This window comes from Streptococcus infantis (assembly GCF_015546995.1).
Classification (GTDB): domain Bacteria; phylum Bacillota; class Bacilli; order Lactobacillales; family Streptococcaceae; genus Streptococcus; species Streptococcus infantis_J.
This window is the reverse complement of sequence record NZ_JADMUH010000001.1, coordinates 34,907-51,098: the sequence shown is the minus strand read 5'-3', so window position 1 is coordinate 51,098 and position 16,192 is coordinate 34,907. Positions and strand designations below refer to the sequence as shown.

General features: G+C 40.4%; 16 protein-coding genes and 3 pseudogenes. 1 reads left to right on the top strand and 18 read right to left on the bottom strand.

Annotation, left to right across the window (positions count from 1 at the left end; genetic code table 11):
• Positions 1-113 precede the first annotated feature (113 nt).
• The 10 genes and pseudogenes from I1J71_RS00305 to I1J71_RS00265 all read right to left on the bottom strand — a co-directional run bounded on the left by I1J71_RS00305 (position 114) and on the right by I1J71_RS00265 (position 7,467).
• Positions 114-932 carry an aminoglycoside 6-adenylyltransferase gene (locus I1J71_RS00305; protein WP_195183310.1) on the bottom strand — a complete coding sequence of 273 codons (819 nt, stop codon included), beginning with the start codon at positions 930-932 and terminating at the stop codon, positions 114-116.
• Between the two features lie 16 nt (positions 933-948).
• Positions 949-1,167: pseudogene (locus tag I1J71_RS08600) on the bottom strand (GNAT family N-acetyltransferase); the annotation flags it as partial.
• A 66-nt stretch (positions 1,168-1,233) separates the two neighbouring features.
• Positions 1,234-1,608: a GNAT family N-acetyltransferase gene (locus I1J71_RS00300; RefSeq protein ID WP_195183309.1), complete on the bottom strand. Its 375-nt coding sequence runs from the start codon at positions 1,606-1,608 to the stop codon at positions 1,234-1,236.
• 91 nt (positions 1,609-1,699) lie between these two features.
• Positions 1,700-2,222: pseudogene (locus tag I1J71_RS00295) on the bottom strand (aminoglycoside 6-adenylyltransferase); the annotation flags it as partial.
• Complete coding sequence (locus I1J71_RS00290) at positions 2,212-2,754, bottom strand: hypothetical protein (protein WP_195183308.1); 543 nt, start codon at positions 2,752-2,754, stop codon at positions 2,212-2,214. The pseudogene I1J71_RS00295 and the gene I1J71_RS00290, both read right to left, overlap by 11 nt.
• A 118-nt stretch (positions 2,755-2,872) precedes the next feature.
• Positions 2,873-2,971 (bottom strand): annotated as a pseudogene (locus I1J71_RS08700) (YkvA family protein); the annotation flags it as partial.
• 273 nt (positions 2,972-3,244) lie between these two features.
• Positions 3,245-5,188, bottom strand: a complete 1,944-nt coding sequence (gene parE / locus I1J71_RS00280; RefSeq protein WP_004253201.1) for a DNA topoisomerase IV subunit B — start codon at positions 5,186-5,188, stop codon at positions 3,245-3,247.
• Between the two features lie 145 nt (positions 5,189-5,333).
• A complete protein-coding gene (locus I1J71_RS00275; protein WP_195183306.1) occupies positions 5,334-6,176 on the bottom strand; it encodes an amino acid ABC transporter substrate-binding protein in 843 nt (280 codons plus the stop codon).
• 9 nt (positions 6,177-6,185) lie between these two features.
• Positions 6,186-6,815: an amino acid ABC transporter ATP-binding protein gene (locus tag I1J71_RS00270; RefSeq protein WP_195183305.1), complete on the bottom strand. Its 630-nt coding sequence runs from the start codon at positions 6,813-6,815 to the stop codon at positions 6,186-6,188.
• A 10-nt stretch (positions 6,816-6,825) separates the two neighbouring features.
• Positions 6,826-7,467 (bottom strand): amino acid ABC transporter permease, encoded by a 642-nt coding sequence (locus I1J71_RS00265; RefSeq protein ID WP_195183304.1) that lies wholly within the window; start codon positions 7,465-7,467, stop codon positions 6,826-6,828.
• Between the two features lie 216 nt (positions 7,468-7,683).
• Between I1J71_RS00265 and plsY the strand changes: the two genes are divergently transcribed.
• Positions 7,684-8,325 carry a glycerol-3-phosphate 1-O-acyltransferase PlsY gene (gene plsY, locus I1J71_RS00260; RefSeq protein WP_195183303.1) on the top strand — a complete coding sequence of 214 codons (642 nt, stop codon included), beginning with the start codon at positions 7,684-7,686 and terminating at the stop codon, positions 8,323-8,325.
• Positions 8,326-8,354: 29 nt separating this feature from the next.
• On the opposite strand, the gene I1J71_RS00255 is transcribed toward plsY, so the two are convergent.
• The 8 genes from I1J71_RS00255 to I1J71_RS00220 form a co-directional block, all read right to left on the bottom strand.
• Positions 8,355-9,311: an ABC transporter permease gene (locus tag I1J71_RS00255; protein ID WP_045615115.1), complete on the bottom strand. Its 957-nt coding sequence runs from the start codon at positions 9,309-9,311 to the stop codon at positions 8,355-8,357.
• Positions 9,312-9,313: 2 nt separating this feature from the next.
• Entirely contained in the window at positions 9,314-10,372 is a 1,059-nt protein-coding gene (locus I1J71_RS00250) for an ABC transporter permease (RefSeq protein ID WP_195183302.1), read from the bottom strand.
• The gene (locus I1J71_RS00245; RefSeq protein ID WP_195183301.1) at positions 10,365-11,900 is read right to left on the bottom strand and encodes an ABC transporter ATP-binding protein; all 1,536 of its coding nucleotides are present in this window, start codon (positions 11,898-11,900) and stop codon (positions 10,365-10,367) included. Before I1J71_RS00245 ends, I1J71_RS00250 begins: the two co-directional genes overlap by 8 nt.
• 140 nt (positions 11,901-12,040) lie before the next feature.
• Positions 12,041-13,096: a BMP family lipoprotein gene (locus I1J71_RS00240; protein ID WP_195183300.1), complete on the bottom strand. Its 1,056-nt coding sequence runs from the start codon at positions 13,094-13,096 to the stop codon at positions 12,041-12,043.
• Positions 13,097-13,186: 90 nt separating this feature from the next.
• The gene (locus tag I1J71_RS00235; protein WP_004253174.1) at positions 13,187-13,576 is read right to left on the bottom strand and encodes a cytidine deaminase; all 390 of its coding nucleotides are present in this window, start codon (positions 13,574-13,576) and stop codon (positions 13,187-13,189) included.
• Entirely contained in the window at positions 13,563-14,225 is a 663-nt protein-coding gene (deoC, locus tag I1J71_RS00230) for a deoxyribose-phosphate aldolase (protein WP_070677163.1), read from the bottom strand. Before deoC ends, I1J71_RS00235 begins: the two co-directional genes overlap by 14 nt.
• A gap of 17 nt (positions 14,226-14,242) precedes the next feature.
• Positions 14,243-15,526 (bottom strand): pyrimidine-nucleoside phosphorylase, encoded by a 1,284-nt coding sequence (locus I1J71_RS00225; RefSeq protein ID WP_070677162.1) that lies wholly within the window; start codon positions 15,524-15,526, stop codon positions 14,243-14,245.
• A complete protein-coding gene (locus I1J71_RS00220) occupies positions 15,523-16,113 on the bottom strand; it encodes a class I SAM-dependent methyltransferase (RefSeq protein ID WP_148131967.1) in 591 nt (196 codons plus the stop codon). The genes I1J71_RS00225 and I1J71_RS00220 overlap by 4 nt, the downstream gene beginning before the upstream one ends.
• Positions 16,114-16,192 lie beyond the last annotated feature (79 nt).

Below are 16,192 nucleotides of genomic sequence, written 5' to 3'. Positions count from 1 at the left end.
TCAACTCCTTTCAAAGAATGTAGAGTAGATTTTATAGAAAAGGATTTCAGTTACTTTATAGAACCAAACTATCCTCTCTGTAGTTTAAAGTTTTGAATGTGTTCTTTATTTTCTTAGTGATTTAGAAGGTTTTCCTCAGCATACTCAATCATCTTCTCAGCCACTTCTTTTTCATACTTAAATCCCATCTTTTGAGCAAGACTTTGAGCTTCTTGATGGAAAAGTTGCATGGTAGCAAATAAAGACTGAGTGATTTTGTCTAAACTTGAGAAATCAAGAAGAGCAGAGAATTCCTTCTCCTTCTCAATTGGAAAGTATTTGAAGAGGTACTTGTAGTTCTTACCGATGTCGACTAATCCTCTATTTCTTGCGACCTGCCAAGCCAATACTTTTAACAATTCTTGCTGACAAATACCGTAGAGATGGTCCGTCGCATAGATGACTTGCTTACGACAAATTCCTTTGACCACGTAGGCTGACACCCACCAAAATTCATTGCAGGCTTTTTCAAAATCCGTCTTACTAGCTGGGCTTATCCAGAAACGCTGAGGACTGGGAGAATAAGACTCAAACAAATCCTTCTCATCTACTAAAACTGTGAATCCTGCCTCACTATCCACCCACTCGTTGATGTGATCTTTAGGACAGAGGGTTAAATCAATGCGATTCCCATCTTCGAAAAGCATAAGATAAAGACGTCGATGTCCAAGAGTAACCTCTTGCTCAATGACGCGTTTACCGAACTGGTCCAGCCAAGATAAATCTGAAATTAGTTCTTCAAAGTTCTCAACAAGATAAACAACATCATAGTCTTGGAACTCGTCCTTGGGAGCCTTTGGGTTTGTCCGCGAGCCGGACATGGCAACTGCATCGACCTGTAGCACTTTTGCAGTTTGCAAAATCACATCAAACATCTCAGTTTCAGTTTTCATGGGAATACCTGCCTTTTTAGTGGAGACTCTTGATTCTGTAGAGGACATCTCTATAAAGCGGACTGTCTGCTGGAACTTTTTCATTATCAAATTCTTTGACAAATTCCATGCTCAGTTTTTGCATGACTTTTTGCAAAAGTTGATTGAGTAAGGATGTAAAAGAGTAAACTTATGACAAGCTAGATTGCTGAAAAACAAAGTCTAGACAGGCTTGGGCAGCCTCCATCGCATAACCATCTTGGCTAGTTCAAGCGAATCTGTCAGACCTAGTTTGTTGTCAAGCGTCATTGGCTGTCTCCTTTCATTCAGATTTTCTAAATCCTGTACCAACAGGCTTAAAACTTATTGACCGATAAAATCCATCTGCTTCAGATATTAATTCAATCCGTGTCAAAGGATATTTTTTGTGGATCTCCTCAATCAGCTGCTGTCCCAGTCCTTTTCTGCGGTGGGATTTATCAATAATTATTTCAGCTAAAAAGGTCGTCATCACTTCATCCGTCAGATAACGGACAAAGCCAAGGATTTTCTGGTCCTCTTCAAGCACCAAGTAATGAGACAAGATTGTTGAAAATAGAGATGTCACTTTTTCCTCTGTAAAAGAAAGCCATTTTTCACTTTGATAAAGGTTATAAATAGCTTGACAATCTTTTCTGCTTGCAGGTCTGATAATCATCTTCTATTCCTCCAAATCTGTCAGACTTAATTAACACTCCCCACTGCTTCCGTTACCTTCATAGCAGGTTTGCGTTTTTTGTAGCGGCTGCGGATGGTTTTGAGGTGGTCCGTCGTATAGATGACTTGCTTACGACAAATTCCTTTGACCACGTAGGCTGACACACACCAAAATTCATTACAGGATTTTTCAAAATCCGTCTCACTAGCTGGATGTATCCAGAAACGCTGAGGACTAGGAGAATAAGACTCAAACGAACCCTTCTCATCCACTAAAACTGTGAATCCTGCCTCACTATCCACCCACTCGTTGATGTGATCTTTAGGACAGAGGGTCAAATCGATCCGATTGCCATCTTCAAAGAGCATGAGATAAAGACAACGGTGACCAAGAATGACTTCTTGCTCAATAATACGTTTTCCAAACTGGTCCAACCAAGAAAGGTCATTCGTCAGATTATCTAAATCGTCCACGACATAGACCACGTCGTAATCTTGAAACTCATCTTTTGGTGCTTTTGTATCAGTACGTGAACCAGATAGTGCCACAGCATCAACCTGTAACTTTTTAGCTGTTCCTAAAATCAGTTCAAGCATTTCCTGGTCAGTTCTCATGTGGTTCTTCCTCAGTGGTCTCTATGTTCTGAATAACAGCATCTTCATTTCTTTGCTTAAGAAGTTTCTGAACTCTTTTTCTTTCAAGTTCTCCGACTATAAATTGAATGATAGAACTGATTCCAAAAAGTGGTAATAGAAATAGAATTCCCATTTCTTCCGTCAGCATTAAAAAGAGGAAGTTAATAACTGAAAATATTTCTAAAAACCAGGCATTTATCTTAAGAAATTTTGAGTAACCACTAGGATAATGTTTGATATGTTTATTGCTCTTATAAATAGCTGTGAATCCAAAAGCAAGGCTCACTGGTGTGAAAATATAAAAATCAAAAACATAGAAGAGCAAACCTGCATAAGGATTAGACCTTAAAGGATTATCAAATAAAAAGACACCTGTGGTTACTATAGTTAATAGTAAAAATTCAAGAAAGCGAATTTTCTCAGGTTTTCCTGGTTTAGCAATCATATACGTAACTGCGCCTAGTACCAGGACAATCACAAGAAAAGGAGTATCGGACAATAAACTAATCATGATGTACACCTCTTTTAGAAAGCCAAGATCATTAAGAAGGAAAATCTAATTAAATTAACCCTTGAGCTTGACGCCATTTTTCATAATTTTCGATATCAATGCTGACCATATTCATACAAAGTCCTACAACAGCCATATCATCCAAGTAGCCTGCTAACGGAATAAAATCTGGAATAATGTCAATTGGGGAAAGGAAATAAATAAGTGCGCTTAAAACGGCTAAAATAGTTCCATAAGGAACCGTTGTGTATTTCCCTTGAGCATAATTTTTCACTAAAGAAATCATGACTGGGATCATTGTAAATTTCTTACCAACAAATGGCATCTCTTTAATTTTTTGCTCCAAACGGTACAAAAAATCATCTAATTCATCTTTATCGTTTAATAGGGCCTCAGATTGCGCATAGCCACTTTCAAGAGCTTCTTTAACTTGCTCTTCACTTAGATTTTCAGACATATCTTGTCCTCCATTTGTATTTATATCCTAATTTTAAAACACAGTCGCTTCTTCCAGCGTAAACTTGACATTATCTTCAATCCACTTACGACGTGGTTCGACCTTATCACCCATGAGGACATTGACGCGACGTTCTGCGCGTGCTAAGTCTTCAATCGTAACACGAATGAGAGTTCGAGTTTCTGGGTTCATGGTTGTTTCCCAAAGTTGGTCCGCATTCATCTCACCAAGCCCCTTGTAGCGTTGAAGGGTAGCACCTTTACCGAATTGCTTACGAAGTTCTTCCAGTTCACCATCCGTCCAAGCGTAAGCCACTTCTTCTTTCTTTCCTTTACCTTTGGACATCTTGTAAAGAGGAGGAAGGGCGATATAGACATGTCCTGCCTCGACTAGTGGACGCATGTAGCGATAAAAGAAGGTTAAGAGAAGGGTTTGAATGTGGGCACCATCGGTGTCCGCATCAGTCATGATAATGATCTTGTCATAGTTAGCATCTTCAAGGGAGAAATCTGCCCCAACACCAGCACCGATGGTATAAATCATGGTATTGATTTCTTCGTTTTTGAGGATATCTGCCATCTTGGCCTTGGCTGTATTGATGACCTTACCACGAAGAGGCAAAATAGCCTGGAACTTACGATCACGTCCTTGTTTGGCAGATCCACCGGCAGAATCACCCTCGACTAGGTAGAGTTCATTCTTAGCTGGATTTTTAGACTGGGCTGGGGTTAATTTCCCAGAAAGCAAGCCCTTGTCTTTCTTATTCTTTTTGCCATTTCGGCTCTCATCACGTGCCTTACGTGCTGCTTCACGAGCGTCACGAGCCTTGATAGCTTTACGAATCAGATTTGAAGCTAGTTCCCCATTTTCCATAAGGAAGAAGGTCAGTTTTTCAGCAACAATACTATCAACGATTGGACGAGCTAGTGGACTTCCTAGTTTGTCCTTAGTCTGTCCTTCAAATTGCAAATGTTCTTCAGGAACCAAGATAGAAAGAACAGCTGACAATCCTTCACGGTAATCTGACCCTTCAAGATTTTTATCTTTTTCCTTGAGAAGCCCCGTCTTACGTGCATAGTCATTCATAACCTTGGTAATGGCTGACTTGAGTCCTGTCTCATGCGTTCCACCATCCTTGGTACGGACGTTATTGACAAAGGATAAGATGTTATCTGAAAATCCATCATTGTACTGGAGGGCTACTTCTACTTGGAAACCATTGTCTTCCCCTTCAAAGTAAAGGACTGGCGTCAAGGTTTCCTTGTCTTCGTTGAGGTAGGAAACAAAGTCTTGTACCCCGTTCTCATAATGGAACTCGATTGCTTCATCTGTTCGCTTGTCCGTTAATGACAAGGTTACATTCTTCAAGAGAAATGCTGACTCATTGAGACGCTCTGAAATGGTATTGTACTTGAAGTCTGTCGTAGAAAAGATACTGGCATCTGGCATGAAGGTCACTTTGGTACCTGTTTTTGACTTAGGTGCCGTTCCAACCTTTTCAAGAGTTGTTACTGGCTTGCCTCCATTTTCAAAACGTTGTCTATAAACTGCTCCATCACGAGTAATTTCTACCTCTAACCAACTAGAGAGGGCATTGACGACAGAAGATCCAACTCCGTGGAGACCTCCTGATGTCTTATAACCACCCTGACCGAATTTTCCTCCGGCGTGAAGGATGGTAAAGATAACCTCAACCGTTGGAATTCCCATAGCGTGCATTCCAGTCGGCATTCCACGTCCGTGGTCTTGAACCGTTAAACTTCCGTCTTTATTAATGGTCACATCGATACGGTCACCAAATCCAGACAAGGCCTCATCGACCGCATTATCGACGATTTCCCAGACTAGGTGATGGAGACCTGCACCATCGGTCGATCCGATATACATCCCTGGACGTTTTCGGACCGCATCCAACCCTTCTAGCACTTGAATGGCATCATCATTATAATTGTTAATATTGATTTCCTTTTTTGACACAAGGAACCTCCTATTTATTCATCTTTTCTATTTTACAGGTTTTCGAAGGATTTTGCAAAATTTTCTAGTTAAAAAGCCTATTCACAAGTCCTTTTTAGCAAAAAATCGTCCATCTTCACCAAAAAAATAAACCAAGATATACATCTTAGTTTTCTTTTCCTTTAATTTGGCTTGTAGCCACGTCTTCACCAAACCATTTCTGGCTGATTTCTTGGAATTTCCCTTCTTGATAGAGTTCCTTAAAAGCTTTATTTAAATTTTCTAGTAAGGTCTTATCAGCCGGTCTCACTCCAACTGCAAAGGATTCACTCTCAAAACCAGCTGGGAAAATCTCATACTGGTCTAATATCCCTTCAGTTTTAAGATAATAGTTGGCATACACACGGTCAATTAAAAGGGCATCAATCCGATCATTTTGCAGGTCAATCAAGGCTTCATTAAAACTTTGATACTGGTTAGCCTTTCGATCTTTTACGATATTTTTCAAGAGTTCAGGCTGAGCTTCAAAGTCTAGATAGCCAGAAGAACCTGCCTGAGCACCCAAAATCTTACCTGTCATATCAGACACTGTTTGGATATTTTGTGATTTCTTAGAGACAAGAACCTGCTGATTTTCCATGTAAGGGATGCTAAAAGCAACCTTCTCACGGCGTTCATCTGTTGCGGAATATCCATTCCAGATAGCATCAATGGTGCCGTTTTGAAGTTCTGTTTCCTTCATATCCCAATCAATGGGTTGAAACTGTACCTTGAAACCAAGTTTCTCAGAAACAGCCTGTGCTAAATCAATGTCAAATCCAGCATATTGCCCATTCTTTTCTTCAAAGCCCATGGGAACAAAGGTATTGTCAAACCCGATGGTAATTGTACCCTGTTCTTGGTATTTATCCCAATTATCAACTTTGGGATCACTAGCTTTTTGCGTACATCCTACTAGGAAAAAAGCCAGAAAGAATACCAAAACAAGGCTGATTTTCTTTCGATTCATAGATACCTCCTACTTAGGCTCTACTTTGAGAATCTGGTCAGCAATATTCTCTGCAAACTGGAGATCGTGAGTCACAACAATCTGAGTCATGCCTAATTCTCGATTTTGTAGAATCAGTTTTTCAACCTCGAGACGCAACTCAGGGTCAAGGGCCGAAGTTGGTTCGTCATACCCAATCACTTCAGGATCTATCATCATAGCGCGTGCTAAGGCAACCCGTTGCTTTTGACCACCAGATAATGAGTATGGATAGGCATCTGCATGAGCTTCGAGTCCTAGACGAGTTAATAAGTCGACCGCCTTCTTCTTGGCATCTGCTTCAGACATTCCCATAGTTTTGATGGGTGACAAAATCAAGTTATCCATAACGGATAAGTGAGGAAAAAGCTGAAAATCTTGAAACACAAAACCTAACAAGTGACGCTTTTCAAGTTCATCCAAAGGTAAGGATTCTCCATTATAAAAAATCTCACCTGAATCAATGGTTTCAAGTCCAGCCAACATTCTGAGCAAGGTAGTCTTCCCACCACCAGAAGGTCCAACAATAGCCAAAATCTGCTTTTCAGGAATTGTTAAACTGAAATTGGATAAAATTTCTTTTTTTCCAAATTTTTTGCTGATATTTTTTAACTCTAACATGGATAACCTCCTATCTATAGTAGCTAAACTTTTTCTCAAGTTTCTTAGCTATAATCGTAACAATACCAATCATGAGAAGATAGATAGCTCCTGCTAAAAACATTGGAATCAAACTCGCATCACGATTGGCTGCAGTACGACTAGCTAGGATTAAATCTGAAATACCGAGTGCATAGACCAAAGAAGTATCTTTAACCAAACTCATAACCTCGTTAAATACACTTGGTAAAACAATCTTGGTTACTTGTGGCAAGATAATATAGCGGACGGTATCGATAGGTTTGAATTTCAAAACCTTAGCTGCTTCATATTGTCCTTGAGGAATGGTTGCAATCCCTCCACGGAATATTTCCGCAAAGTAGGCTGCATAATTAAGCGTAAAGGCAATAATCGCTGCTGGTACCCGATCAAGTCGAACCCCGATACTTGGCAAAACATAATAGATAAAGATTAACTGCAAGAGCAATGGTGTCCCACGCATCACCCAGATATAAACATCAATCATGTAATGGAGGGGTTTCCAATGGACCTGTAAGCAAAAGGCAACCAAAATACCTAAAGGAATTGAAAAGAGTAAGACCAGTGAAAATACTTGTAAAGTCATTGTCGCACCGCTCAATAAACTAGGTAATATCTCAAATAAGTAAGACATATTCCACCTCCTAAAAATGATTGTTCCTATTATAGCATAAATAAACACAAAATCAAGTTTTTCAGAAATTTTCATGAATTTTTATAACTTTAGCTTTTATTTTTGAATAAAAATGGTACTCATGATAAACTTATCAACTTTAATAAAGTATCAGATGTCACAGCTAGTAAACAGATTCAGTTTCGTTTCTCTCCTATTTCATGGTATAATAGGAGCATGATGACAATAGTATTATTAATTTTAGCTTATTTATTGGGTTCAATTCCTTCAGGCTTGTGGATTGGACAAATATTCTTTAACATCAATCTAAGAGAACATGGATCTGGGAATACTGGAACGACCAATACCTTCCGAATCTTAGGCAAAAAAGCTGGAATGGTAACCTTTGTAATTGACTTCTTTAAAGGTACTTTGGCCACTCTACTTCCACTAATCTTCCATGTGCAGGGAGTTTCACCAATCGTCTTTGGGCTTTTAGCAGTCATTGGCCACACCTTCCCTATCTTTGCAAAATTCAAGGGTGGTAAGGCTGTTGCAACCAGTGCTGGAGTTATTTTTGGTTTTGCTCCTCTCTTTTGCCTTTACCTTGCAGTCATTTTCTTTGGAATCCTATATCTGGGAAGTATGATCTCCCTCTCTAGTATTTCAGCTGCTATTGCTGCAATTATTGGAGTCCTTCTGTTTCCTCTCTTTGGATTTATTTTAACTAGTTATGACCTACTTTTTACTGTGATTATTATTGGTCTTGCAAGTCTAGTAATTGTACGCCACAAGGACAATATCAAACGTATACAAAATAAAACAGAAAATCTCATTCCTTGGGGACTTAACCTAACGCACCAAGAACCAAAAAAATAAAACGTCAGTTGAAACTGACGTTTTTTATGTTATTTAGACTTGATATAGTTGATACCATCTGCCTTCGGCGCAACAGCTTTACCAAAGAAGGCTGCTAGGACGACAATGGTCAAGAGATATGGTGCGATTTGCAAGTAAACGGCTGGTACTCCTTGCAAGAAAGGAAGCTGAGAACCGATAACTGCCAAACTTTGTGATAGCCCAAAGAAAAGACTTGAAAGCATAGCACCAACAGGATTCCATTTACCAAAGATCATGGCTGCAAGAGCGATAAATCCAGGTCCTACGATAGTTGTAACTGAGAAGTTGACGGAGATTGACTGAGCGTAAATAGCTCCACCGATTCCTCCAAGGAAGCCTGAAATCACAACTCCAAGATATCTCATCTTGTAAACATTGATACCCAAAGTATCTGCTGCTTGTGGGTGTTCACCAACTGAACGAAGGCGCAGTCCAAAGCGAGTCTTAAAGAGGATAAACCAAGCTAGGAATGAGAAAGCAATTGCTAGGTAACCTAGTAGACTAGTTGACTTGAAGAAGATATCTCCGATAACAGGGATATTAGCTAATACCGGGAAGTCAAAGCGACCAAAAGTTTGCGTTAAGTTATCCGTTTGTCCCTTATTATAAAGCACCTTCACCAAGAAAACTGCCAAGGCTGGCGCCATCAAGTTAAGTACAGTACCACTGACAACATGGTCTGCACGGAAATGAACTGTAGCTACTGCGTGAATGAGCGAGAAGATAGCTCCGACTAATCCACCAACTAGAAGAGCTAACCAAGGAGTTAATGCTCCCAAATCTTGAGCAAATTCAAGGTTAAAAACAACTCCAGAAAAGGCACCCATGACCATGATTCCTTCAAGGCCAACGTTAACAACTCCACCACGTTCAGAGAAAACTCCTCCGATACTTGTGAAAATAAGTGGTGCTGCATAAATCAACATCGAAGAAACCATAAGGGTTAACATTGTTGTAATCGACATCCTTATTTACCTCCTTTAAGTTGTTTTCTTGGTTTGACAAAGCGTTCGATGATGTAGTGAACGCTGACAAAGAGGATAATTGAGGCTGTAACGATACTTACAAGCTCAGATGGTACTTGTGCAGCATTCATACCAGGGGCTCCAACTTGAAGAACACTGAAAAGGAAGGCTGCAAATAGAATTCCAACTGGTGAGTTTGAAGCAAGTAGGCTTACTGCCATACCGTTAAATCCGATTGCTAATGATGAACCTTGAACATAAACGTTTTGGAAGGTACCAAGTCCTTCTACTGCGCCACCAAGTCCTGCAAGAGCACCTGAGATAATCATCGATAGGATAATAGTACGTTTTGCAGAAATACCTGCATATTCAGAAGCATTTGGGTTTAATCCAACTGCACGGATTTCAAAACCAAGAGTTGTTTTCTTGAGCAAGAACCAGATAACCGCTACTGCTATGATAGCAAAGAAAATCCCAATGTTCATACGAGAGTTTCCAGTTAACTCAGCAAGCCATGGCGTCTGATAAGTTGCATTTGCACTTACTCGAATGGATGAGTCAGTACTTTGCATGATTTCTTTAGGGAAGTGATGAATAAAGGCATTGCCCACATAAAGAACAATGTAGTTCATCATGATGGTTACAATAACTTCAGATGTCCCAAGGTAGGCTCTTAAGATACCAGGAATAGCACCAACGATCCCTCCTGCAACTAAGGCAATTACAATCGTCGCAAGAATCATCAATGGTCGTGGCAAATCTGGGAAAGAGAGAGCGAACCAGCCACTCATAACCCAACCTGCGAGAGCTTGTCCTGGAAGACCAACGTTAAAGAAACCAGCACGACTTGCAACTGCAAATCCAAGGGCAATCAGAATTAAAGGTCCCATAGCACGGAAGATTTCACCGATTCCACGAACACTACCAAATGCTGTGTAGAATAATTCTTCATAGCCCCAGATAGCATCGTAGCCGAAAATCCACATGACGATGGCTCCGAGTAGAATTCCTAAAATAACAGAAATCAAAGGAACCGAAATTTGTTGTAATTTTTTAGACATCACTCTTCTCCTTTTCCAATTCACCACCAGCCATCAAGACACCAAGCTCTTGCTTGTTGGTTGTTTCTGGTGTTACAATCCCTTGAATCTTACCATCGTGGATAACAGCAATTCTATCAGAGACATTTAGAATCTCATCAAGTTCAAAGCTGACTACAAGGACAGCTTTCCCATTATCACGTTCTTGAATCAAGCGTTTGTGAATGTACTCAATGGCACCGACGTCCAAACCACGAGTAGGTTGACTGACGATGAGGAGATCAGGATTTCGATCGACTTCTCGAGCGATAATTGCTTTTTGTTGATTTCCTCCAGAAAGAGCTGAGGCTGGAACAATCTCACTAGCAGCACGCACATCGAATTCTTGCATTAACTGTTTAGCGTACCCGATGATATTGGTGTAGTTTAAGATTCCCTTCTTGCTAAGAGGTTCCTTATAGTAGGTTTGAAGAGCGATATTTTCAGAAATCATCATTTCTAAAACTAAACCATCACGGTGACGATCTTCTGGAACGTGGCCTACACTCATTTCTGTAATTTGACGAGGGTGTAAACCTACGATAGACTGGCCTTTCAACTCCACGCTACCAGACTCAATCTTACGAAGACCAGTGATAGCTTGGATTAATTCAGATTGACCATTTCCATCAATACCGGCAATTCCGACAATCTCACCAGCTCGAACATCGAGTGAGAGATTTTTAACTGCAGGAACACCACGGTTTTCGTTTACTACTAGGTCTTTAATAGACAGAATAACTTCTTTAGGTTGAGCTTCCTGTTTCTCAGTTTTAAAGGAAACAGAACGTCCTACCATCATCTCAGCTAAGTCAGCATTAGTCGCACCAGCAATCTCAACTGTTTCAATAGATTTACCACGACGGATAACTGTAACACGATCTGATACAGCACGAATCTCATCCAACTTATGGGTAATCAAGACAATTGATTTACCTTCTTTAACCAAGTTCTTCATGATAGCCATCAACTCATCAATTTCTGATGGCGTCAAAACAGCAGTAGGTTCGTCAAAGATAAGAATATCAGCTCCACGATAAAGTGTCTTTAGGATTTCAACACGTTGTTGAGCGCCGACAGAGATGTCTGCAACTTTGGCAGAAGGATTCACAGCAAGGCCATAACGTTCAGACAACTCATTGATTTCTCGAGTTGCACGAGCAATATCTAGCACACCATTTTTGGTCAATTCACTCCCCAAAATGATATTTTCAGCAACAGTGAAAGCTTCTACCAACATAAAGTGTTGGTGGACCATCCCAATTCCTAAGCTAGCCGCTTTTGATGGCGAATCTAGCTTTACAACTTGACCGTTGACCACAATTTCACCACTAGTTGGTTCTAGAAGCCCCGCTAGCATGTTCATAAGAGTGGACTTACCAGCTCCATTTTCTCCTAAAAGTGCATGAATTTCACCTTTACGAAGTTCAAGGTTAATCTTGTCGTTAGCGACAAATTCACCAAAAACTTTGGTAATTTCACGCATTTCAATGACATTTTCGTGTGCCATGTGCTCTTCCTTTCAGAGTTTTATTTTGTTTCAATAAAACCTACTAAAGAAACTTAGCAAGCTCTATTGAGACAAAACCATTTGTCTCAATTCTTAAAGAAGCGGCCACTGGCCGCTTCCTAAGAAATGACTTCCTTCAATTATTTTTCAGGAACTTTGATGCTACCATCAAGGATTTTAGCTTTTGCATCTTCAACAGCTTTTTTACCTTCTTCAGAAAGGTTTGTCACTGCCAAGTCAACACCTTTATCCTTCAATGAGTAAACGATAACTTGACCGCCAGGGAATTCACCTTTTTCAGTCTTGTTTGAGATATCTTGAACTGTTGTTCCAACTTGTTTCAATGTAGAAGCAAGCACGAAGTTAGCTTCTTTACCGTCTTTAGAAGTGTATTTACCTTCATCAACTTGGTCACGGTCTACACCGATAACCCAAACTTTTTCGTCTTCATTTTTACTTTCGTTCAATGATTTAGCTTCAGAGAAGACACCTGCTCCAGTACCACCAGCTGCTTGGTAAATAACGTCTGCACCTGCAGCGTATTGAGCTGCAGCGATTGTTTTACCTTTAGCCGCATCACCAAATGATCCAGCATAGTCTACTTGAACCTTGATAGATGGGTCAACTGACTCAACACCAGCTTTAAAACCAGCTGCGAAACGAGAAATAACTTCAGATTCCATACCACCTACAAAACCAACTTGTTTAGTTTTTGTAGTTTTAGCAGCTGCAACACCTGCAAGGTAAGCTGCTTCGTTGTCTGCGAAAGTAACGCTAGCAACGTTCTTTTGATCTTTAATCACATCGTCAATCAAAACATAGTTTTTATCTGAATGTTCTTTTGCTGCTTCTTCAACAGCGTTGTGAAGAGCAAAACCAACACCGAAAATCAAGTTGTAGCTTCCAGCTGCTTGGTTCAAGTTGTTAGCGTAGTCAGCTTCACTTGTTGATTGGAAGTAAGTGTAACCATTGTCTTTTGAAAGGTTGTGTTCTTTACCCCAAGCTTGAAGACCTTCCCAAGCTGATTGGTTAAATGATTTATCATCAACACCACCAGTATCTGTAACGATAGCTGCTTTAGTCTTCACATCAGAAGAAGATGAAGCTGCGTTACGAGAAGAGCGATTGCCACATGCAGCAAGTCCAAATGCTGCTACTGCAACTAGACCAAGGCCTAGCCATTGTTTCTTGTTCATTACTGAACCTCCTAAATAAGATGCGCAACTAAGTTGCAAGTATGAATTGATTGGTCACGAGGACCCTTGCCACTCAGAGAGTGACACAGACTATTGCAAGTCTGTAAAAGAATATGGAAGTAATTCCCCGACCGTCATCTCGACCGTCGTTTTATCTTTGGCGACTAGAGTCACCTTTAGATCTGGTTTAAAAAATTCGACCATAACTTGCCGACAAGCACCGCAAGGCGAAATTGGTTTTTCAGTTTGACCATAGACAATCAATTCTGAAAAGTCTCGTTGTCCTTCAGAGACCGCCTTAAAGATTGCAGTTCTTTCGCCACAGTTGGTCAAGGGGTAGCTAGCATTTTCAATGTTAACCCCTGTATAGATACTTCCGTCCTTGGCTACCAAAACAGCGCCAATCGGAAAATGTGAGTAGGGAACGTAAGCTTTCTTACTAGTTTCAATTGCTAATTCAATCAACTCAGTAGTCGCCATCAGCTAATTCTCCTTTTAAGATTGCAACACCAGAAGATGTTCCAATACGAGTAGCTCCTGCTTCAACAAAGGCAACTGCATCTGCATAAGAACGAGCTCCCCCAGCTGCTTTGACCCCCACATCAGGTCCAACTGTCTGACGCATTAATTGAACATCTGGCAAAGTTGCTCCACCTGTTGAGAAACCTGTAGAAGTCTTGACAAAGTCTGCACCAGCTTTTTGAGCAAGTTGGCAAGCCAGAACTTTTTCTTCATCCGTTAACAAACAAGCCTCGATAATAACCTTAACCAATTTGTCTCCACTTGCTTCAACAACTGCTCGAATATCTGATTCGACCAAGTCAGCATTCCCGGACTTAAGCGCTCCAACGTTGATAACCATATCAATTTCGTCAGCACCGTTTTGGATGGCTTCTTTGGTTTCATAGGCTTTGACAGCTGAAGTTGTAGCTCCAAGAGGAAAACCTACAACTGTACAAACCTTGACATAAGTATCTGTTAGACCAGCTTTTGCATGAGAAACCCAGCAAGGATTCACACAAACACTGGCAAAATCGTACTCTCTTGCTTCAGATAGCAAACGATCGATTTGTTGTTCGGTCGCATCTTGCTTTAAAAGCGTATGATCAATGTATTTATTTAATTTCATTTCGGATTTTCCTTAAATTAGGAGATGATTTCGATGATTTCACGCGTTTTAAGCGTTTCATCACTTATTTTAATTTTAACATATTTTTGGAAATCTGTAACTAGTTCCGGAGAAATTTTGCCATTTGCATATACTTTTGCGACAATTTCACCTTTTTTGACTGATTCTCCAACTTTCTTCTCAAAAACAATTCCTGTCTCATAATCAAGAGCATCTGTTTTGACTGCACGACCAGCACCTAATCTCATAGCGAAAAGACCTAACTCCATGGCTGGCAGTGCCTCAATAACACCATCTTCCTGAGCAGGAATTTCTACCACATGATCAGCAGTTACAGGTCGATAAAGATCTTCTAAATCTCCACCTTGAGCGGCAACCATCTCTTCGAACTTCTTAAGCGCCTGACCATTTTCAAGATGTTGCCTTACTTCCTCGACTGTTTTTTCAACATTTGCCAGAGAAAGCATAATCTGGGCTAACTCACAGATAAAGTGGCTAATATCTTGACGGCCTTTACCTTGAAGAATTTCCAGAGCTTCTAGAATTTCCAAGCGATTCCCAATGGCACGTCCCAAAGGTTGACTCATATCCGTAATGACTGCTACTGTCTTGCGACCAACAGCTTTCCCGAGATTCACCATGGTTTGAGCTAGTTCACGCGCTTCGTCGACTGTCTTCATAAAGGCACCTTCACCGACAGTAACATCAAGCAAAATAGCATCCGCTCCAGCTGCAATCTTTTTACTCATGACAGAACTAGCAATCAGTGGAATAGTATCAACTGTTGCTGTCACATCACGTAGTGCATAGAGCAACTTATCCGCTTTGACTAGTTGGTCAGATTGACCAATAACTGAAACCCCGATATCCTGAACCTGTTTGATAAAGTCATCCTGACTGCGTTCGACTTGAAAACCTTTGATAGATTCTAATTTATCGATAGTACCTCCGGTGTGCCCCAGACCTCTACCACTCATCTTGGCAACTGGTACGTCAAAACTAGCGACTAATGGAGCTAAAATCAAGGTAACCTTATCTCCTACTCCCCCGGTAGAGTGTTTATCGACCTTTATACCTTCAATAGCGGATAAATCAAATTCCTGACCTGTCTTGACCATGTTCATAGTCAAATCAGAAATCTCACGTGTGGTCATGCCTTTAAAATAAACAGCCATAGCAAAAGCAGACATTTGATAATCTGGAACAGTTCCAGCTACATAGCCTTCTACCAGCCATTTGATTTCACTTGAGGTCAGTTCTTGACCGTCTCTTTTTTTCTGGATTAGATCTACTGCTCTCATTCTTTCACACTTCTAAGGATATAATATCCCTTGTCTTTCTTCACGACCTCACAATTACCAAAGACTTCTTCCATCTTGTTTTTAGCACTAGGAGCTCCCTGTTTCTTTTGGATGACAATGGTCAAATCTCCACCATCCTTAAGATAATCAATACTGTTCTCGATGATTTCATGAACGACCTGCTTGCCTGCACGAATGGGCGGATTCGAAATAACATGATCGAATTGACCTTCTACCTGCTCATAAATATTGGACTGGAAGATAGTCGCTTGAACATTGTTTTTTACTGCATTTTGCTGGGCTAAATCCAGGGCACGATTATTGATATCCACCATGGTCGCTTGGGCACCATAAGCTTTAACCAAAGACAAGCCGATGGGACCATAGCCACAACCAACATCAAGGATTTTTTCATCTTTTTCGACATCTAGACATCTTAACAATAACTGACTTCCGAAATCAATCATTTTTTTACTAAAGACACCAGCATCTGTCAAAAAGGTCATCTTTTGCCCAAGTAGGTCAACTCTAAGTTCATGAACATCATGGGCTGCATCTGGATTTTCTGCATAATACATTTTACTCATAGTTTCATTTTACCACATAAATAAGTTAATTGTAAATCGTTTACATGACAACAAAGGCTTTTCTTTGCCATCGATTTAT

What these genes read in the sequence shown, in the direction of transcription:
- I1J71_RS00240 (WP_195183300.1), bottom strand. Translation starts at nt 13,096, where the DNA reads ATGAACAAGAAACAATGGCTAGGCCTTGGTCTAGTTGCAGTAGCAGCA.
- I1J71_RS00290 (WP_195183308.1), bottom strand. Translation starts at nt 2,754, where the DNA reads ATGATTAGTTTATTGTCCGATACTCCTTTTCTTGTGATTGTCCTGGTA.
- deoC (WP_070677163.1), bottom strand. Translation starts at nt 14,225, where the DNA reads ATGAAATTAAATAAATACATTGATCATACGCTTTTAAAGCAAGATGCG.
- I1J71_RS00235 (WP_004253174.1), bottom strand. Translation starts at nt 13,576, where the DNA reads ATGGCGACTACTGAGTTGATTGAATTAGCAATTGAAACTAGTAAGAAA.
- plsY (WP_195183303.1), top strand. Translation starts at nt 7,684, where the DNA reads ATGATGACAATAGTATTATTAATTTTAGCTTATTTATTGGGTTCAATT.
- I1J71_RS00250 (WP_195183302.1), bottom strand. Translation starts at nt 10,372, where the DNA reads ATGTCTAAAAAATTACAACAAATTTCGGTTCCTTTGATTTCTGTTATT.
- I1J71_RS00300 (WP_195183309.1), bottom strand. Translation starts at nt 1,608, where the DNA reads ATGATTATCAGACCTGCAAGCAGAAAAGATTGTCAAGCTATTTATAAC.
- I1J71_RS00225 (WP_070677162.1), bottom strand. Translation starts at nt 15,526, where the DNA reads ATGAGAGCAGTAGATCTAATCCAGAAAAAAAGAGACGGTCAAGAACTG.
- I1J71_RS00265 (WP_195183304.1), bottom strand. Translation starts at nt 7,467, where the DNA reads ATGTCTTACTTATTTGAGATATTACCTAGTTTATTGAGCGGTGCGACA.
- I1J71_RS00270 (WP_195183305.1), bottom strand. Translation starts at nt 6,815, where the DNA reads ATGTTAGAGTTAAAAAATATCAGCAAAAAATTTGGAAAAAAAGAAATT.
- I1J71_RS00255 (WP_045615115.1), bottom strand. Translation starts at nt 9,311, where the DNA reads ATGTCGATTACAACAATGTTAACCCTTATGGTTTCTTCGATGTTGATT.
- I1J71_RS00275 (WP_195183306.1), bottom strand. Translation starts at nt 6,176, where the DNA reads ATGAATCGAAAGAAAATCAGCCTTGTTTTGGTATTCTTTCTGGCTTTT.
- I1J71_RS00245 (WP_195183301.1), bottom strand. Translation starts at nt 11,900, where the DNA reads ATGGCACACGAAAATGTCATTGAAATGCGTGAAATTACCAAAGTTTTT.
- I1J71_RS00220 (WP_148131967.1), bottom strand. Translation starts at nt 16,113, where the DNA reads ATGAGTAAAATGTATTATGCAGAAAATCCAGATGCAGCCCATGATGTT.
- I1J71_RS00305 (WP_195183310.1), bottom strand. Translation starts at nt 932, where the DNA reads ATGAAAACTGAAACTGAGATGTTTGATGTGATTTTGCAAACTGCAAAA.